This window comes from Vandammella animalimorsus, assembly GCF_002285285.1.
GTDB lineage: Bacteria > Pseudomonadota > Gammaproteobacteria > Burkholderiales > Burkholderiaceae_C > Lampropedia > Lampropedia animalimorsus.
The window spans coordinates 242415-257814 of record NZ_NSJF01000004.1; the positions used below are offsets into that span (position 1 = coordinate 242415).

General features: G+C 64.7%; 15 protein-coding genes and 1 tRNA gene. 6 read left to right on the top strand and 10 right to left on the bottom strand.

Going from position 1 to position 15400, the window contains the following annotated elements; genetic code table 11:
• Positions 1-71 precede the first annotated feature (71 nt).
• Both CK620_RS09340 and CK620_RS09345 read left to right on the top strand, forming a co-directional pair.
• Positions 72-1496, top strand: a complete 1425-nt coding sequence (locus tag CK620_RS09340; protein WP_095550065.1) for an FAD-binding oxidoreductase — start codon at positions 72-74, stop codon at positions 1494-1496.
• A 35-nt stretch (positions 1497-1531) separates the two neighbouring features.
• Complete coding sequence (locus CK620_RS09345; protein ID WP_095550133.1) at positions 1532-2335, top strand: HAD family hydrolase; 804 nt, start codon at positions 1532-1534, stop codon at positions 2333-2335.
• A gap of 23 nt (positions 2336-2358) precedes the next feature.
• On the opposite strand, the gene dapB is transcribed toward CK620_RS09345, so the two are convergent.
• Together dapB and CK620_RS09355 are read right to left on the bottom strand one after the other, a co-directional pair.
• Positions 2359-3174: a 4-hydroxy-tetrahydrodipicolinate reductase gene (gene dapB / locus CK620_RS09350; RefSeq protein ID WP_095550066.1), complete on the bottom strand. Its 816-nt coding sequence runs from the start codon at positions 3172-3174 to the stop codon at positions 2359-2361.
• A gap of 86 nt (positions 3175-3260) precedes the next feature.
• Positions 3261-3857 carry an outer membrane protein assembly factor BamE gene (locus CK620_RS09355; protein ID WP_179290617.1) on the bottom strand — a complete coding sequence of 199 codons (597 nt, stop codon included), beginning with the start codon at positions 3855-3857 and terminating at the stop codon, positions 3261-3263.
• Positions 3858-4187: 330 nt separating this feature from the next.
• Here CK620_RS09355 and fur point away from each other — a divergent pair, with 330 nt between their 5' ends.
• A complete protein-coding gene (fur, locus tag CK620_RS09360) occupies positions 4188-4613 on the top strand; it encodes a ferric iron uptake transcriptional regulator (RefSeq protein ID WP_095540029.1) in 426 nt (141 codons plus the stop codon).
• A 136-nt stretch (positions 4614-4749) separates the two neighbouring features.
• On the opposite strand, the gene CK620_RS09365 is transcribed toward fur, so the two are convergent.
• From CK620_RS09365 to CK620_RS09375, 3 genes are read right to left on the bottom strand one after another with little or no spacing between them, the layout of a single operon-like run.
• Positions 4750-5553 carry a hypothetical protein gene (locus tag CK620_RS09365; protein WP_143326033.1) on the bottom strand — a complete coding sequence of 268 codons (804 nt, stop codon included), beginning with the start codon at positions 5551-5553 and terminating at the stop codon, positions 4750-4752.
• A 4-nt stretch (positions 5554-5557) separates the two neighbouring features.
• Positions 5558-6532 (bottom strand): biotin--[acetyl-CoA-carboxylase] ligase, encoded by a 975-nt coding sequence (locus CK620_RS09370; protein ID WP_095550068.1) that lies wholly within the window; start codon positions 6530-6532, stop codon positions 5558-5560.
• Complete coding sequence (locus CK620_RS09375; protein WP_095550069.1) at positions 6529-7158, bottom strand: SET domain-containing protein; 630 nt, start codon at positions 7156-7158, stop codon at positions 6529-6531. Before CK620_RS09375 ends, CK620_RS09370 begins: the two co-directional genes overlap by 4 nt.
• Before the next feature lie 268 nt (positions 7159-7426).
• On the opposite strand from CK620_RS09375, the gene CK620_RS09380 reads away from it, so the two are divergent.
• Complete coding sequence (locus CK620_RS09380) at positions 7427-10387, top strand: DNA topoisomerase III (RefSeq protein ID WP_095550070.1); 2961 nt, start codon at positions 7427-7429, stop codon at positions 10385-10387.
• Between the two features lie 178 nt (positions 10388-10565).
• Here the strand turns inward: CK620_RS09380 and CK620_RS09385 are convergent, their stop codons facing one another.
• The 5 genes from CK620_RS09385 to CK620_RS09405 form a co-directional block, all read right to left on the bottom strand.
• The gene (locus CK620_RS09385; protein ID WP_095550071.1) at positions 10566-11546 is read right to left on the bottom strand and encodes a Bug family tripartite tricarboxylate transporter substrate binding protein; all 981 of its coding nucleotides are present in this window, start codon (positions 11544-11546) and stop codon (positions 10566-10568) included.
• 76 nt (positions 11547-11622) lie between these two features.
• The gene (locus CK620_RS09390) at positions 11623-12369 is read right to left on the bottom strand and encodes an SDR family NAD(P)-dependent oxidoreductase (protein ID WP_095550072.1); all 747 of its coding nucleotides are present in this window, start codon (positions 12367-12369) and stop codon (positions 11623-11625) included.
• A 36-nt stretch (positions 12370-12405) separates the two neighbouring features.
• Positions 12406-13089, bottom strand: a complete 684-nt coding sequence (locus tag CK620_RS09395) for a dienelactone hydrolase family protein (protein ID WP_095550073.1) — start codon at positions 13087-13089, stop codon at positions 12406-12408.
• A gap of 38 nt (positions 13090-13127) precedes the next feature.
• Positions 13128-13862 (bottom strand): GntR family transcriptional regulator, encoded by a 735-nt coding sequence (locus CK620_RS09400; RefSeq protein ID WP_095550074.1) that lies wholly within the window; start codon positions 13860-13862, stop codon positions 13128-13130.
• Between the two features lie 409 nt (positions 13863-14271).
• Positions 14272-14345, bottom strand: a tRNA-Gly gene (locus tag CK620_RS09405).
• A 296-nt stretch (positions 14346-14641) separates the two neighbouring features.
• Between CK620_RS09405 and CK620_RS09410 the strand changes: the two genes are divergently transcribed.
• The gene (locus tag CK620_RS09410) at positions 14642-14953 is read left to right on the top strand and encodes a type II toxin-antitoxin system Phd/YefM family antitoxin (RefSeq protein WP_095542090.1); all 312 of its coding nucleotides are present in this window, start codon (positions 14642-14644) and stop codon (positions 14951-14953) included.
• A complete protein-coding gene (locus tag CK620_RS09415; protein WP_095550075.1) occupies positions 14940-15365 on the top strand; it encodes a TA system VapC family ribonuclease toxin in 426 nt (141 codons plus the stop codon). Before CK620_RS09410 ends, CK620_RS09415 begins: the two co-directional genes overlap by 14 nt.
• Positions 15366-15400 lie beyond the last annotated feature (35 nt).

The following is a 15400-nucleotide window of genomic DNA, read 5'->3' on the forward strand; positions in this document are numbered from 1 at the left end:
GCCCTCGCGACCCAGAGCGGCCGCACTGTCCACAAGACGACGTTCCCCCGCCAGCGCATGCCCCTACGCCCATGAACAGCAACCTGACACCCCATCACGACACCCCGGCCGCGCGCAATGCCAGCGCCGCTTTGCTCGATGCCCTGCGCCAGCGCTTTGGCGAGCAATTGAGCACGGCCAGCGCCGTGCGCGAACAGCACGGCCGTGACGAAGGCTCGATCCAGGCGCCGCCGCCCGATGCGGTGGTGTTCGCACAAAGCCGCCAGGACGTGGCCGATGCCGTGCGTCTGGCCCATGCGCACGACACGCCCGTGATCGCCTATGGCGCAGGCTCTTCGCTGGAAGGCCATTTGCTGGCCATACAAGGCGGCATCAGCATCGACGTCAGCCGCATGAACCAGATCGTCTCGATCGATGCCGAGGACCTGACCGTCACCGTGCAGCCGGGCATCACACGCAAGCAGCTCAACGAGGCCATCAAGCACACCGGGCTGTTCTTCCCGATCGACCCAGGCGCCGATGCCAGCATCGGCGGCATGGCCGCCACGCGCGCCTCGGGCACGAATGCGGTGCGCTACGGCACGCTGCGCGAAAACGTGCTGGCGCTGGAGGTGGTGCTGGCCAACGGCGAGATCATCCGCACCGGCACGCGCGCCAAGAAGTCCAGCGCCGGATACGACCTCACGCGGCTGTTCGTCGGCAGCGAAGGCACGCTGGGCATCTTCACCGAGGTCACGCTCAAGCTCTACCCACTGCCCGAGGCGGTTTCCGCCGCCATCTGCTCCTTCCCGGGCATCGAGCAGGCCGTGCGCACCGTCATCAGCACCATCCAGCTGGGCGTGCCGATCGCGCGCGTGGAGCTGCTCGACGGCCCCACCGTGGCCCTGGTCAACCAGCACAGCAAGCTGACATTGCGCGAAGAGCCCATGCTGTTGATGGAGTTCCACGGCTCGCCCGGCAGCGTGCAGGAGCAGGCGCAGACGGTGCAGGAGATCGCTCAGGAATATGGCGGCCAGGCCTTCGAATGGGCCAACACGCCCGAAGAACGCACCCGGCTGTGGACTGCGCGGCACAACGCCTATTTCGCAGGCGTGCAGTCGCGCCCTGGCTGTCGCGTCATCACCACCGATGCCTGCGTGCCCATCAGCCGCCTGGCCGATTGCCTGCTGGCCTCCGTGCAAGAGGCCCAGGAGTCGGGCATGCGCTACTTCCTGGTCGGCCACGTGGGCGATGGCAACTTCCACTTCGGCTACCTGATCGACCCCAACGACCCCGAGGAGCGCGCCCGTGGCGAAGCCCTGAACCACAAGCTGGTGGCGCGCGCCCTGTCCATGGACGGCACCTGCACCGGCGAGCACGGCATTGGCATCCACAAGATGGACTTTCTGAGCGAGGAGACTGGCGCCGGCGCCGTGGCCGTGATGCGCAGCATCAAGCAGGCGCTGGATCCGAAGAACATCCTCAACCCCGGCAAGATCTTCCCATGGCAAGCGTGATGCAAGGCGACCCAACAACGGCTGGCGCAGCCGCCATGCGCCCGCTGGCCGATTGGCCGCAACCGGCGCGCCACGGCATTCGCGGCGTCATGACCGACATCGACGACACGCTCACCGCCGATGGCCACATCGTGCCCGCCGCGCTGCAGGCCCTGCATGCGCTGCACGCCCACGGCTACCGCCTCATCGCGATCACCGGCCGGCCCGCCGGCTGGTGCGAGCCTTACGCGGCGCACTGGCCAGTGGATGCCATCGTGGCCGAGAACGGCGCCATGGCCTTCGTGCGTCAGGCCGGCGATGCCCCGCCCGCGCGCCTGTACCAGCAGCCGCAGGCACAGCGCGAGGCCAACTACCAGAAGATGCAGGCCGTGGCCCAGCACATCCTGCAGCAGGTGCCGCGCGCGCGGCTGGCCAGCGACTCAGCCGGGCGCGAGTGCGACATTGCCATCGACCACAGCGAGCATCACCAGCTTGATGCGGCCGAAATCGCCCAAGTCGTGGCCTGCATGCGCCAGGCTGGCATGCAGGCCACGGTCAGCTCCATCCACATCAATGGCTGGTATGGCGAGCACAACAAGTGGCAAGGGGCCAACTGGATCGTGCACACGCTGCTGCAGCGCAGCCTGCAAGACGAACTCGATCAATGGGTCTACGTGGGCGACTCCACCAATGATGAGCGCATGTTCGAGCACTTCAAGCACTCCGTGGGCGTGGCCAACATCGCCCGCTTTGCCCCGCTGCTCAAGCATTTGCCGCAGTACGTGGCCGAGCGCGAGCGCGGCGCCGGCTTTGCGGAAATGGCGCAGGCCCTGCTGGATGCAGCGCCGCAGCGCGTCTGATGATCTGCGCTGATCGCCTGCGCTCAGCGCAAGCCCAGCACGTCGAACATGTCGAACAGGCCCGTCTGTCGGGTGGCCAGGAACTCGGCCGCCCGCAGGCTACCCTGTGCATAGCCGGCGCGGCTGGTGGCGCGGTGGCTGATCTCGATGCGCTCGCCCGTGCCGGCAAACAGCACCGTGTGCTCGCCCACGATGTCGCCGCCGCGCACCGTGGCAAAGCCGATGCTGGACGGATCGCGCTCGCCGGTGTGGCCCTCGCGCGCATAGACGGCGCAATCGGCCAGCTCACGCCCCAGCGCCTGGGCCACGACCTCGCCCATCTTCAGCGCCGTGCCGCTGGGAGCATCGACCTTGTGGCGGTGGTGCGCCTCAATGATCTCGATGTCGTAGCCCGTGGCCAGCGCCCTGGCGGCCATCTCCAGCAGCTTGAAGGTCACGTTCACGCCCACGCTCATGTTGGGCGAGAACACCATCGCATGGCGGCTGGCGTACTGCGCCAGCTGGGCCTTCTGCGCCGCATCGAAGCCCGTGGTGCCGATCACCGTTTTGACGCCACGGGCATCGCATTCGGCCAGGTGCGCCAGCGTGCCCTCTGGACGGGTGAAATCGATCAGCACATCAGCGCCCTGCAGGCCCTCGGCCACGCTGTCGGTGATGCGCACGCCGGTGGCATGGCCTGCAAACGCGCCTGCATCTTGGCCGATGCCAGCGCTGCCCGGGCGATCGAATGCGCCGCTGAGGCGGTGCCGCCCATCGCGCACGATGGCATCAATCAGCATCTGGCCCATGCGCCCACCGGCGCCGGCAACGGCAATGTGAAGAGCTTGTTCAGCAGACATTGAAAAGTCGGGACAGCAAAGAGGAATGAAAGCGGCCTGCCAAAGGCAGGCCAGGGTCAGCGGCGCCTGTGGCCCCTGCTCTGTATTTATTGCTCCAAGGCTGGGTAGCTGCCGCGCGGCCGGGGTTGCGGCTTCGCATCGCCAGCGCCTTGTGCTCCATCGTCGGCGCTTTGCGCCGCATCGGCCTGCCCAGCGGCTGCCGGGCGCTTGGGGGCATAGCGTTCGAGTTGCTCGGGCGTTGCCTCCAGCTTGGGCACGCGCGGCTTGCGGTTGCCCTGGGCCAGCATGGCAACAAACTCGTTCTCGCTGGGCATCTCATCGCCCTCGACGCGCTCGAGCACAAAACCGCTGAAGAACACCGTCAGCTTTTTTTCCTCAAACGCCAGGCCACGGCGCTTGATGCTGAACACGTAATCCCAGCGGTCGGCGTGGAACACACTGGCCAGCAATGGCGAGCCCAGAATGTCGCGCACCTGCTCGCGCGACATGCCCGGGCGCAGCGCCTGCACCTGCTCGCGTGAGACGAAGTTGCCCTGAACCACCTCGATGCGGTAGGGTGTGATCGCCTCCACCATGCGGTGGCTGGTGCGGTTGATGCTGCCGCAGCCGCCCAATGCCACGGCCATCAGCACACCCAGCAGCAGGGCGCGCAGCGGCAGCGGGAGGGGGGGACTTTGGTACATTGCTCGGGTCATCGCCGCGATAAAAAGTTATGATCGGCGCATTGTATAGCGGCAGTGCATGCAGCCAGATTGGGCCGCCTGGAAAGGCTCTGCACGAATCGCAGCGCCGTATGTGTCTGTGGATTCATAAAGACCTTGCCCAGGGGTTGTTGAGATTAGTGTTGCGGCGGTGTTTTCGGTCAAAACTGCAGCAACCGCTGCGTTGAAAATGCCTTGCAAGGCATACGACCTTGCGCACATTTTCGCCTTGCATCTGCGGCTTTTGCCTCGAAAAAACCGCTTCGCAAACCCGGGCTCAACAACCGCTGCCCTCTTGAGGATGGACAAACCATGACCAACAACATCGAAGAACTCAAAAGCACAGGCCTCAAGGCCACCCTGCCACGCCTGAAGATTTTGGAGATCTTTCAAAAGGCCAAAGAGCGTCACATGACCGCTGAGGATGTATATCGGGTCTTGCTGGACGAACGCTCGGACATTGGCCTGGCCACGGTGTACCGCGTGCTGACCCAGTTCGAGCAGGCCGGCATTCTCGATCGCCGCAATTTCGAGAGTGGCAAGGCCGTCTATGAGCTCAATGAAGGCCAGCCGCACGACCACATGGTCTGCACCGCCACCGGCAAGGTGGAAGAGTTCTACGATGCCGAGATCGAAAAGCGTCTGAAGAAAATCGCCGCCGAACGCGGCTGGACCATCCACGACCATGCCATCACGGTCTATGGCCTCAGCCCTGCCGCTGGCCAAGGCCACAAATAAGGCCCAGCGCTCGCGGCGGCCCGTCGCCCGGCAGCGCAATCGGCCCACAATTGCCCATATGCCAACGGCTGGTGGATGTGACTCCACCAGCCGTTTTTTTCGTCTGCGTCATCAGCTGCGGCCGCTGCGCCGGCCATCAGCAGGGCTGCAGGCTGCGACCGCCCATGTGACGCCCCATGTCGCGGCGCACAACTTCGCGGATGGCGTTGTAGTCCGGGAACTCGATGGTGTAGACCGTGGCCGGCTGGCGCTCGACCAGCACCTGCGTGCCGCCGATGCCGCGCTGCTCCAGATTGCGCTTTTGCTGCTCGGCGGCGCCCTCGGTGGAAAAACGCCCCAGCGAGAAGCCAGGCCCAGCAGAGGTGCTGCGCAGTCGCTCATAAGAGACGCCCTTGTTCTGCAGCTCACTGCGGCGCGCGCTGAGCACCAGCTCATCATTGACGCCGCCCCAGAACACCATCCAGCGCCCGCTTTGCGTGCTTTGCGTCAGCCGCCAATAACTTTGCGGCCAGCGCGCCAGCACGCCGCGCACGGGTTCAAGCTGCTCACTGCTGAACGGCCCCAGCGCCATGCATTGCTTGGGCGGCGGGGGCTCGGCTGGTTTGTCCTGAGGCCGCTCTGGTGGTTTTTCTGGCGGCTTTTCCTGGGCGGGCTCGGCGGGCGGCTCAGGGGTTTGCACAGGAGCATCTGCCTGCGCTGCAGGCTCGGCAGCGGCGGGCTGCGGCTCAGCCTGGGCCACGGTCAGGGCCGGCGCTGGTTGAGGTGCAACGGCAGGCTTCTTCGGCGGCGGCGCCTGCAGCAACGCCACCGCATCGGCCCGGACTGTGGCGGCGGGCCCGGCGACGCCATCCTCTGCCACAGGCTTGGACCGATGGAGTTGCGCCCAGCCAAAGTAGGTCAGGTTGGCCACAAGCAAAAAAACGATCAATGCGCGCAACATGGTCTCAGCGGCCAGCACAGGGCCGGGCCGGGGTGTCAGTGGGATTGGAAACGGGGGGCACAGACAGGCCTTGAGCCTGTGCCGGCACGGGGCGCACGCTGACTTCGCCGCTGCCCACTTCGAGCACCTGGCCCTGGCAATCGAGCAGCAGTTCGCCGGTGGCGCTCACACCCAAGCAAGTGCCGCTGCGGCCATCGCTGAGCGCCACCTGCCGCCCGGCCAGCAAGTCCCAGGCGGCAAAGGCCTGCCAGAAAGCGCCAAAGCCCTGCTGGTGGAATTGCTGCACCGCCGCCAGCAGCGCCGGCAGCAGCTGGCACAGCAGCGCCGGGCCATGCGCAATCGGGCCCAGCCCAGGCAGCCATTGCGCCACGCCCACGGGGGGCACGGCGGCCTCAGGCACAGGCGGCGCCTGCAGATTCAGGCCGATGCCGATCACGGCGTAGCGCGCGCCAGGAACAGTCGTCGCGCCAGGCGCAGCGCCGCCAGCCTGGGCGGCGGTTTCAATCAGAATGCCTGCCATCTTGCTACCCTGGCCAGCGGCATCGAGCAGCCAGACGTCGTTGGGCCACTTCAAGCCCAGGCGCAGTTGTGGCGCTGGCAGCGCGCCGTTTTGGCGCGCCCAATCGCTCAAGGCCGAGACCACGGCAATGCCCACGGCCAGCGACAGGCCCGACCAATCGCGCGGCGCCAACGGCAGGCCCAGGCTGAAGGTCAGCGCAGCGCCGGCCTGCGCCCCATCCTGCGGGGTGTGCCAGCGCTTGCCCATGCGACCGCGCCCAGCAGTTTGCTGCCCGGCCACCAGCACGCAAGGCGTGTGTTGGCCTTGCGCAGCGCGGCGCATCAATTCGGAGTTGGTGGAATCGATGCTGGGCAACCACTGCAGCTGCAGACCCGGCCAAGCGGCCTGGGCCACGTTGCGGGCATGGGCCAAGCTGCGGGCGTCCCAGTCGCGCAATGCGGCGGTACTGCTCTGGCTCATGCGCGCCCCTCCGTGCTGCGGCGCTGGCGCTTCGGCTGCGGTTTGGCCTTGGCGCGCGCGCGGCGCGTCTTGAGCAGCGTGCCCCGGCACTGGGCGCTGCCGCACAGGCAGGCGTAGTCTTTCTTCAGCTCGGCCGTGAGCGGCTCGTCGATCTCCAGCGCGTAGTCGTAGAACAGTTCCTGCCCGGCCTCGATGGGCACGATGGCGACGATGAACACCCGGCCCTGCTCGTCCTCCTCGGTCTCGCAGTTGGGCTCGCAGGAGTGGTTGATCCAGCGCGCCGAGTTGCCCTGCACGCCGCCGTCGATGACCGGGCCTTGCTCGGTCTGGAAGTAAAAAGTGTGGCAAGGGTCGCCATCCTTGCGCGCATGGCGGCGCTGGGCTTCGCGCCAGCTGATGCGCTCGCCTTTGTATTCAAGGATGCGCTCGCCCGGCTCCAGATCGCGCAGCGCGTACACGCCCTTGCCATGAATGCCCGAGCGGCGCACCTGAGTTTTGCGCCCGCTGTGGCGGGGCGCGTCAGCGGCCGCCTCGGCACTGGCAGCGGCTGCGGCGCCAGCACGGGCGCGGCGCGGCGCGCGGGCCTGTGGTGCATGGGGCGCTGGGCCTGGCGCGGATTGGGCCATGGTGCGTAAAAACTCTGTTACCGTATAAAAAAGATCGGGCGATGCAGCAGCATTGCCGGCTTGGCTGCCCGCCATGGGCGCTGCGCCGCAGCCATTGCCCGCCGACTCCGACGCGCGATTGTAGAGGGGCTGGGCTGGTGCCAGCCAAGGCACAGGCCCTGCCCCGCCAAGCCCTAGCTCTATGCCGCCATTGGCGCCGCACCTGAGCGCCGTGTGCGCCGTCGCCCGCCAGCCCCTTGCCGCCTGCCCACCGATCACAAGAGACCAAATGTCCAAATCCCTGGTCATTGCCGAGAAACCTTCCGTCGCCCAAGACATCGTGCGCGCCCTCACCCCGGTGGCGGGCGCTTTTGCCAAGCACGAGGACTATTTCGAGAACGATCGCTACATCGTCACCAGCGCCGTGGGCCATCTGGTGGAAATCCAGGCGCCCGAGGAGTACGACGTCAAGCGCGGCAAATGGAGCTTTGCCCACCTGCCGGTGATTCCGCCGCACTTTGACCTCAAGCCGGTGGAAAAGACCAAGGCGCGCCTGAACGCCGTCACCCGCCTGGCCAAGCGCGCCGACGTGAGCGAGCTGATCAACGCCTGCGACGCGGGCCGCGAGGGCGAGCTGATCTTTCGCCTCATCGAGCAATACGCCGGCCCCGTCAAGGGCGGGCAGCGCCAAAGCCTGGGCAAGCCGGTGCAGCGCCTGTGGCTGCAATCGATGACACCGCAGGCCATCCGCGAGGGCTTTCAGAACCTGCGCAGCGACGCGCAAATGCGCGGCCTGGCCGATGCGGCGCGCAGCCGCTCCGAGGCCGACTGGCTGGTGGGCATCAACGGCACGCGCGCCATGACGGCCTTCAACTCGCGCGATGGCGGCTTCTTCCTCACCACCGTGGGCCGGGTGCAAACGCCCACGCTGTCGCTGGTGGTCGAGCGCGAGGAGCAAATCCGCAAATTCATCAGCCGCGACTATTGGGAAATCCACGGCGACTTCGCCGCCCAGGCCGGGCACTACCTGGGCAAATGGTTCGACCCGCAATTCAAGAAAAGCGCCGACGAGCACGCCCGCGCCGACCGCCTGTGGGACGAAGCCCGCGCACGCGCCATCGCCGATGCCGTGCGCGGCCAAAACGCCACGGTGCAGGAGCAAAGCAAGCCCACCACCCAGGCCAGCCCGCTGCTGTTTGACCTCACCAGCCTGCAACGCGAGGCCAACGGCAAGTTCGGCTTCTCGGCCAAGACCACGCTGGCGCTGGCCCAGGCCCTGTACGAGCGCCACAAGGCGCTGACCTACCCGCGTACCGACTCGCGCTACCTGCCGCAGGACTACCTGAACGTGGCGCGCGACACCTTCCAGGCGCTGGCGGGCAGTCGCCTCTCGCACCTGGCGCCGCACGCCGCGCACGCGCTGGAGCAGGGCTACGTCAAGCCCAGCCGCCGCATTTTTGACGACAGCAAGGTCAGCGACCACTTCGCCATCATCCCCACCACGCAGCCGCCCTCGGGCCTGTCCGAAGCCGAGCAGAAAATCTACGATCTGGTGGCGCGCCGCTTCATGGCCGTGTTCTACCCCAGCGCCGAATACCTGGTGACCACCCGCATCAGCACTGTCGCTACCCCCGCGCTGCCCGAGCCGGCGCAGCACTTCAAATCCGAAGGCCGCGTGCTGGTCAACCCCGGCTGGCTGGCCATCTACGGTAAAGAGGCCGACAGCGAGCTGGGCGCAGAAGGCAAAAAAGACGGCAAGGACGAAGGCAAAGGCGGCGAGAGCAAATCCCTCGTGCCCGTGCAACCGGGCGAGACCGTGCGCGCCGACGAAGCCGACATCAAAGCCCTCAAAACCAAGCCCCCCGCGCGCTACAGCGAAGCCACGCTGCTCTCGGCCATGGAAAGCGCGGGCAAGCAAGTCGAGGACGAAGAACTGCGCGCCGCCATGCAGGAAAAAGGCCTGGGCACGCCCGCCACGCGCGCGGCCATCATCGAAGGGCTGCTGACCGAGAAATACATGCTGCGCGAAGGGCGCGAGCTCATCCCCACCGCCAAAGCCTTCCAGCTCATGACCCTGCTGCGCGGCCTGCAAGTGCAGGAGCTCTCGCGCGCCGAACTCACCGGCGATTGGGAATACAAGCTCAGCCAGATCGAAAAAGGCGAACTCTCGCGCGCCCAATTCATGGCCGACATCGCCGCCATGACCGAGCGCATCGTCAAAAAAGCCAAGGAATACGACCGCGACACCATCCCCGGCGACTACGCCACCCTCAGCGCGCCCTGCCCACACTGCGGCGGCGTGGTCAAGGAAAACTACCGCCGCTTCGCCTGCACCGGCGCAGGTGGGCAGGGCGAAGGCTGCGGCTTCTCCTTTGGCAAATCGCCCGGCGGGCGCACCTTCGAGCTGGCCGAAGCCGAGCAACTGCTGCGCGAGCGCCGCATCGGCCCGCTGGAGGGCTTTCGCTCCAAGGCGGGCTGGCCCTTCACCGCCGAACTGGCCCTGGTGCCCGACACCGAGCGCAACACCCTCAAGCTGGAATTCGACTTCGGCAACGACGCCCAGGACGAAGCCGACGGCGAACTGGCCGACTTCAGCGGCCAGCAGCCCCTGGGCCCCTCCCCCGCCGACGCAGGCCAAGTCTATGAATGGGGCAACCAATACGTCAGCGAACTGGCCGTGCCCACGGCGCAAAACCCAAAGCCCAGCAGCCGCTTCAAAGTCGGCAAGATCATCCTGCAACAGCCCATCGAGCCCGAGCAAATGCGCAAGCTGCTGCATGAAGGCCAAACCGACGTGCTGGACAAATTCATCTCCAACCGCACGCGCCGCCCCTTCAAAGCCCGCCTGGTGTGGGACGGGGCCGCCGGCAAAGTCGGCTTCGCCTTCGAGCCGCGCGAAGGCGGCAAAGGCGGCGGCGCAGCGGCCAAAACGGGCTTAAGAGCCGCCGCGAAAACCGCGACCAAGGCCGCTGCAGCAAAAACCACGGCGAAAAAAGCGGCCACCAAAACCCCGCGCAAAACCGCCGCAGGCAAGCCCCCCAGCCCCGCCCTGGCCGCCCTCATCGGCCCCGAGCCCGTCTCCCGCCCCGAGGCGCTGAAAAAACTCTGGGACTACATCAAGGCCCACAACCTGCAAGACCCGCAGGACAAGCGCACCATCGTCGCCGACGACAAACTGCGCGCCGTGCTCGGCCAGGACCGCATCGGCATGTTCGAGCTCACCGGCAAGCTGGGGCCGCATCTGGGCTGAGGCGCGCTGACGCCACCGCCATCAATCCGCCATGCAACGCCGCTGCCCGTGCTGTACTGCCATAGTGGGTGAGGCGGCTTCGCACAGAGGTTCTGCCATGACGCCTATTTGCGAGCCTTGATTGGTTCGGGCCATAGACAGCCCGATGCGAAGCACGCCCAGAAATCTCAACATGCCATCAGGAGTCGGCGGTAAAACCGATTTTTTTGACCAGCGGCCCCCAACGTTCACTTTGAGAGCGTTGGGACTGCGCCATTTCCTCTGGGGATGAGGGCGTAGGCAACAAGCCCATGCCAGCCAGTGACTCCACAACGCTGGCACTTTGCAACGCTTGACGCAATGCCTGATTTGCGGACTGGATCAAACGCGCGGGGGTATTGGCCGGGGCGTAAAAGCCAAACCACTCTTCGCTGACCAATGTGGGAAACCCTTGCTCGGCAAACGTGGGGACCTCAGGCGCGAATACGCTGCGCTGTGTGCCAGAGGTGGCCAGCAAACGCAGCTTGCCTGCCTTGTAGTTGGGCAGCAAATCACCAGTGGTGGTGAACATGACGGGGATTTGCCCTGCCACGACATCCGCAATGCCAGGCACTGCACCACGATAGGGCAACTGCACCAGGGGCAGATTGTTTTCCAGCCCCAGCAAGGCGCCCAGAAAGTGTGATGTGGAACCGGCTGCAGGCGAGCCGTAGCTGTTGTGTTGCGGATTGGCGCGTACCCAAGCCAAATAATCCGCAACGGTTTTAACACTCTGGGGCACCAATGGCCCCACTGCCATAGCTTGCGTAGTGGTAGCGGCAATTCCTACAGGGCTGAAATCGGCCACGGGGTCATATCCCAGTTTCTTATAGACAAAGGGGAAGATGACCATGCACGAATAGGGTGTGCATAACAGGGTCTGCCCATCCGGAGGCGCATTTTTGACGTTGACACAGGCAATTTGCCCGCTGGCACCGGAGCGGTTATCCACAATGGCCGTTTCGGCAAAGTCACCGCCCATGCGCTCGGCAATACGGCGGCCAACCAAATCAGTGGTGCCGCCTGGTGCAAAACCCACTACCACTTTGACGGTCTTGAGCTTTTGCGCCCAGGCTAAAGGCGTGAGCGGCAAAAAAGCGGCAGCGGCGCTGGCGGCCAGCAGGCGGCGACGTGTGTGCATGGCTGTCTCCTTGTTGGTTTTGGTGCGTGATGAAAGCTTAGATGGTGACGGGCGTGTGTCTTTCGCTTTGGTCGCTTCACGTGGCGCAATAGCCGCCGTCGACTGGCAAGGTGATGCCCGTGATGCATGCGGCCTCAGGCGATGCCAAGAAGCGCACAGCGTGGGCTACGGCTTCAGGTGGTATGGCACAGCCCAGAGGAACGCGGCTCAAATAAGTCGCCAGCGCAGTGGGCGCTTGACGTGTGCCCTGGGTCATGTCGGTGGCGGTCAAGCCAGGGGCTACGGCGTTGACGCGCACCTTGCTCGGCCCCAGCTCCAGTGCCAAGGCTTGGGTCAGTTGTTTCAGACCACCTTTGGATGCGGTGTAAGCGGCCGAATTGCGCACTGCCACGAAAGCATGGATAGATGCCATGTTGACGATGCAGCCCTGAGTACGGCGTAACTGGGGCGCCCAGGCATGGGCGGCATAAAAGCAGCCATCCAAATTCACAGCCAGGGTGCGACGCCATTGCGTCAGCGCATCAGGCCCATCGAGTGGGCCACGCAACAAGACGCCAGCGTTGCTGACCAGCACATCGCACGGCCCCAACTCTTGTTCAGCCTGGGAAGCGACGTCCCGCAGTGCCTGTGCATTGCTGACATCTGCCTCGTACGCATGGACGCGCGCACCTTGCTGGCGTAGGGCCTCGCAGGCGGCACGCAAGCGCGTAGCGTCCACATCCAGAAGCGCAAGGTGCGCGCCTTCTTGCGCGAACCGCCGGGCTACGGCCAGCCCAATTCCTTGTGCTGCACCAGTGATGACGACGGCTTTGTTTTTGAACATGTTCACGTGCCGTCCTGCGTTTGCGCTGCTACGTGCTCAACCGCGCAAAAAATCCAACGTGCGCTGACGCGCCAGATCTGCGGCCTGGGCATCGAAATGCTCACCGTCTGGGCGTGCAAAGGCATGGTCGCAGCCTTCATACACATAAGCCGGCATATTTGCTTGCAAGGCGGCACGCTCCAGAATGGTTTGGCGCGCCGGCGGAGGAACAAAAGTGTCACGCTCGGCAATGTGCAACAGGCAGGGGGCCATGTTGATGCGTTCGGCGGGCAACAAATCCTCCAGTCCCACACCGTAATAACTGACAGTGGCGCTGATGGGAGTTGACAAGGCCATCATCACGGCCAGCCGCCCACCCAGACAATAGCCCAGGGCTGTGACTTTATCGCCCCGGCCCTGGTCCACAAACCACTGGCGGGCCACATTCAGGTCTTTCACGGCACGCTCAGGGTCCATGCCTTGCATGAGGGCCACGCCACGCTGAAATTGCTCGGGCACGCGCGGCTCCAGCACCACGCCTGCTTCCTGCCGGGCAAACAGATCGGGACACAGAACTTCAAAGCCATCCTGCGCCCAGGCCTGGGCGGCAGCGCGCATGGCATCGTTGATGCCAAAGATCTCTTGAATCAAGACCATCGGGGTACCTTGCCCCTGGGCGCTGGGCATATGCAACGCGGGCAACGAGAAGCCGTCGTCGGTTTGCAAGGTAATGAAATTCATGACGCTTTTCCTTTCTGAAGGGCTGAAAAACAAAGTGCTCAGGTATTGCGATCGCTGCTCAACTCAATGCAAATCAAAGCTGGGTTATGCACTGAGCGTACGTACTCAATCAGGCTACCGTCCTGGGCATGCAGCCAAGCTTGCACCTGCAGGCCTGCCGCGCCGAGTGGCAAAGACAGTGTGCGGGCTTGATCGGGCTGCAACACACAAGCGCTGATGCGATGGCGGATGCTATGCACAGGCATGGCGTACACACGCTCGACCAGGCCGCACACCGAATCGACTTCGCCCTGCAGCAACGGGACAATGCCAGCGTACTTGTGATCGAGGTAAACCGTGCTGCAGGTACACGGCTCGCTACTGCCTTGCAAACGTCGCACACCCGCCACTGCCAGCCAATGCCCCGTCACACTGACAAAGCCATGCAAACCTTGGTCAGGAAGGTCTTGCAGGGTGCGCACATCGTCAATGCGCATGGCTGTTTGCCCTGCCAAGCGCAAGCTGCTACTCAACCCGTCCATGTGCTGCACGAAGCTGACCACTGGGCGTTCAGAAATGACCCGGGTACCCACTTTTTTCTGACGCTGCACCACACCGTTTTTTTCCAGGATGTGCAGCGCTTGTCGCAAGGTCATGCGGCTAATGCCCAAGGCTTTGGCCAAGTCCACCTCTTTGGGCAACACAGTGCCCACAGCCCACTCCCCAGCCTGGATGCGTTGCAGCAAACCTTGGCTGACTTGACGATATAGGGGCTCGGAACTGGTAGCAGACATCGCTCTCAATAAGTTCGAACTTAATTTTAAAGATCGAACTTGATTGATGTGCTGGGGAAAACACTATGCAGTTCAGCAGTGCCAGCAGCGCTGGTACTGCTGTCAGAGAAAGAAGCCTGGCAGGGCAAACAACGTCCAGAGGCATAAGGACTCTGCCTCTCAATCATTCAGCTCAACTGCATGGCAGCCAATGCTTTGAGTTTGAGTCCCGAGCAGGCAACGGATGAAAGGCCGTGAAACAACATCTCGCTCAGGATGGCACTATCGAGGGCGACCATGCATGCATGGTTACGAAATGCCCTCTCGCGCAAAAGCTTTGTAGAGAACAGCGCCCACCTCCAAGCCTGGCGCATTGGCACAGCGCCGCCAAGCCGAAATGTCCTGGGGGACGATGGGAAATATGGGGAAATGGAGCGGGCGATGGGAATCGAACCCACGTCTTGAGCTTGGGAAGCTCAGGTCCTACCATTGAACGACGCCCGCATGGGCCGCCCTGCGCGAGCGGCAAAGACTTGCGCTTTGTGGTTTACGGCCCGCCTTGGGCCCAAAGCGATCTGGCCGCCGTGGCAGCGGCCAGCACGGCGCGCATTATAGATAGAGTGCGCGGCAAAGCAGGCCAATCTTGCACCTGCCCACAGGCGCTGCGCACAAGCTGGGGCTGGCTGCATGGGGCCGCGCAACGCACACTGTGGGCCTGGGGTAACCGGACTCGTACAGGCATGCCCTGGGCGCCACAGGCTAAAATCTGGTCGATTCAACCAGTCTTCAGGAGCTTTGCCATGACCGCCGCCGTTGGCCTGTTCGAGGCCAAGACCCACCTGAGCGAATACGTCGCCCGCGCCGAGCGGGGCGAGGAAGTCATCATCACCCGCCACAACAAGCCCGTGGCCAAGCTGGTGCCGCTGCACGCCCCGGCGCAGGCTGCCGCGCCCGAGGCGCCACCCTTCGTGCAGCGCACCTTCCACACCGGCGTGCCGCTGGTGGATCTGACCAAGGCCAACCAGCTCGCTGGCGAGCTGGAGGACGAGGAGCTGATCGAAAAAATGCGCCGCATCGAGCAGGCATACCAGGAGCGCCATGCTGCTTCCTGACACCAATGTGCTGCTCAACGCCGTTCATGCCGACAGCCCCCAGCACGCACAGGCCAAGCAGGCGCTGGAGGCCGCGATGCTGGACACGCGCGGCATGGCGCTGGCCTGGGTGGTGCTGATCGGCTTTGTGCGCCTGTCCACCAAGCGCGGCATCCTGCCTGCGCCGCTGGACGTGGCCGATGCGCTGGGCGTGGTCGATGAATGGCTGGCCCACCCGCGCACCCGCGTGCTGGAGCCTGGGCCGCTGCACGCGGGCATCTTCGGCCGCCTGCTGCTCTCGGCTGGCACGGCGGGCAACCTCACCAACGACGCCCACATCGCCGCACTGGCCATCGAGCACCAGGCCGAGGTGCTCACTTTTGACAAGGATTTCGCCCGCTTCAGCGGGCTGCGCTATCAACTGCTTGCATGAAACGGCTTGCATGACACCGACCGCGCCGGCCCTGG

What these genes read in the sequence shown, in the direction of transcription:
- CK620_RS09385 (WP_095550071.1), bottom strand. Translation starts at nt 11,546, where the DNA reads ATGCACACACGTCGCCGCCTGCTGGCCGCCAGCGCCGCTGCCGCTTTT.
- CK620_RS09340 (WP_095550065.1), top strand. Translation starts at nt 72, where the DNA reads ATGAACAGCAACCTGACACCCCATCACGACACCCCGGCCGCGCGCAAT.
- CK620_RS09400 (WP_095550074.1), bottom strand. Translation starts at nt 13,862, where the DNA reads ATGTCTGCTACCAGTTCCGAGCCCCTATATCGTCAAGTCAGCCAAGGT.
- CK620_RS09365 (WP_143326033.1), bottom strand. Translation starts at nt 5,553, where the DNA reads ATGTTGCGCGCATTGATCGTTTTTTTGCTTGTGGCCAACCTGACCTAC.
- CK620_RS09410 (WP_095542090.1), top strand. Translation starts at nt 14,642, where the DNA reads ATGACCGCCGCCGTTGGCCTGTTCGAGGCCAAGACCCACCTGAGCGAA.
- dapB (WP_095550066.1), bottom strand. Translation starts at nt 3,174, where the DNA reads ATGTCTGCTGAACAAGCTCTTCACATTGCCGTTGCCGGCGCCGGTGGG.
- CK620_RS09380 (WP_095550070.1), top strand. Translation starts at nt 7,427, where the DNA reads ATGTCCAAATCCCTGGTCATTGCCGAGAAACCTTCCGTCGCCCAAGAC.
- CK620_RS09390 (WP_095550072.1), bottom strand. Translation starts at nt 12,369, where the DNA reads ATGTTCAAAAACAAAGCCGTCGTCATCACTGGTGCAGCACAAGGAATT.
- CK620_RS09375 (WP_095550069.1), bottom strand. Translation starts at nt 7,158, where the DNA reads ATGGCCCAATCCGCGCCAGGCCCAGCGCCCCATGCACCACAGGCCCGC.
- CK620_RS09345 (WP_095550133.1), top strand. Translation starts at nt 1,532, where the DNA reads ATGCGCCCGCTGGCCGATTGGCCGCAACCGGCGCGCCACGGCATTCGC.
- CK620_RS09395 (WP_095550073.1), bottom strand. Translation starts at nt 13,089, where the DNA reads ATGAATTTCATTACCTTGCAAACCGACGACGGCTTCTCGTTGCCCGCG.
- CK620_RS09355 (WP_179290617.1), bottom strand. Translation starts at nt 3,857, where the DNA reads ATGTACCAAAGTCCCCCCCTCCCGCTGCCGCTGCGCGCCCTGCTGCTG.
- CK620_RS09415 (WP_095550075.1), top strand. Translation starts at nt 14,940, where the DNA reads ATGCTGCTTCCTGACACCAATGTGCTGCTCAACGCCGTTCATGCCGAC.
- CK620_RS09370 (WP_095550068.1), bottom strand. Translation starts at nt 6,532, where the DNA reads ATGAGCCAGAGCAGTACCGCCGCATTGCGCGACTGGGACGCCCGCAGC.
- fur (WP_095540029.1), top strand. Translation starts at nt 4,188, where the DNA reads ATGACCAACAACATCGAAGAACTCAAAAGCACAGGCCTCAAGGCCACC.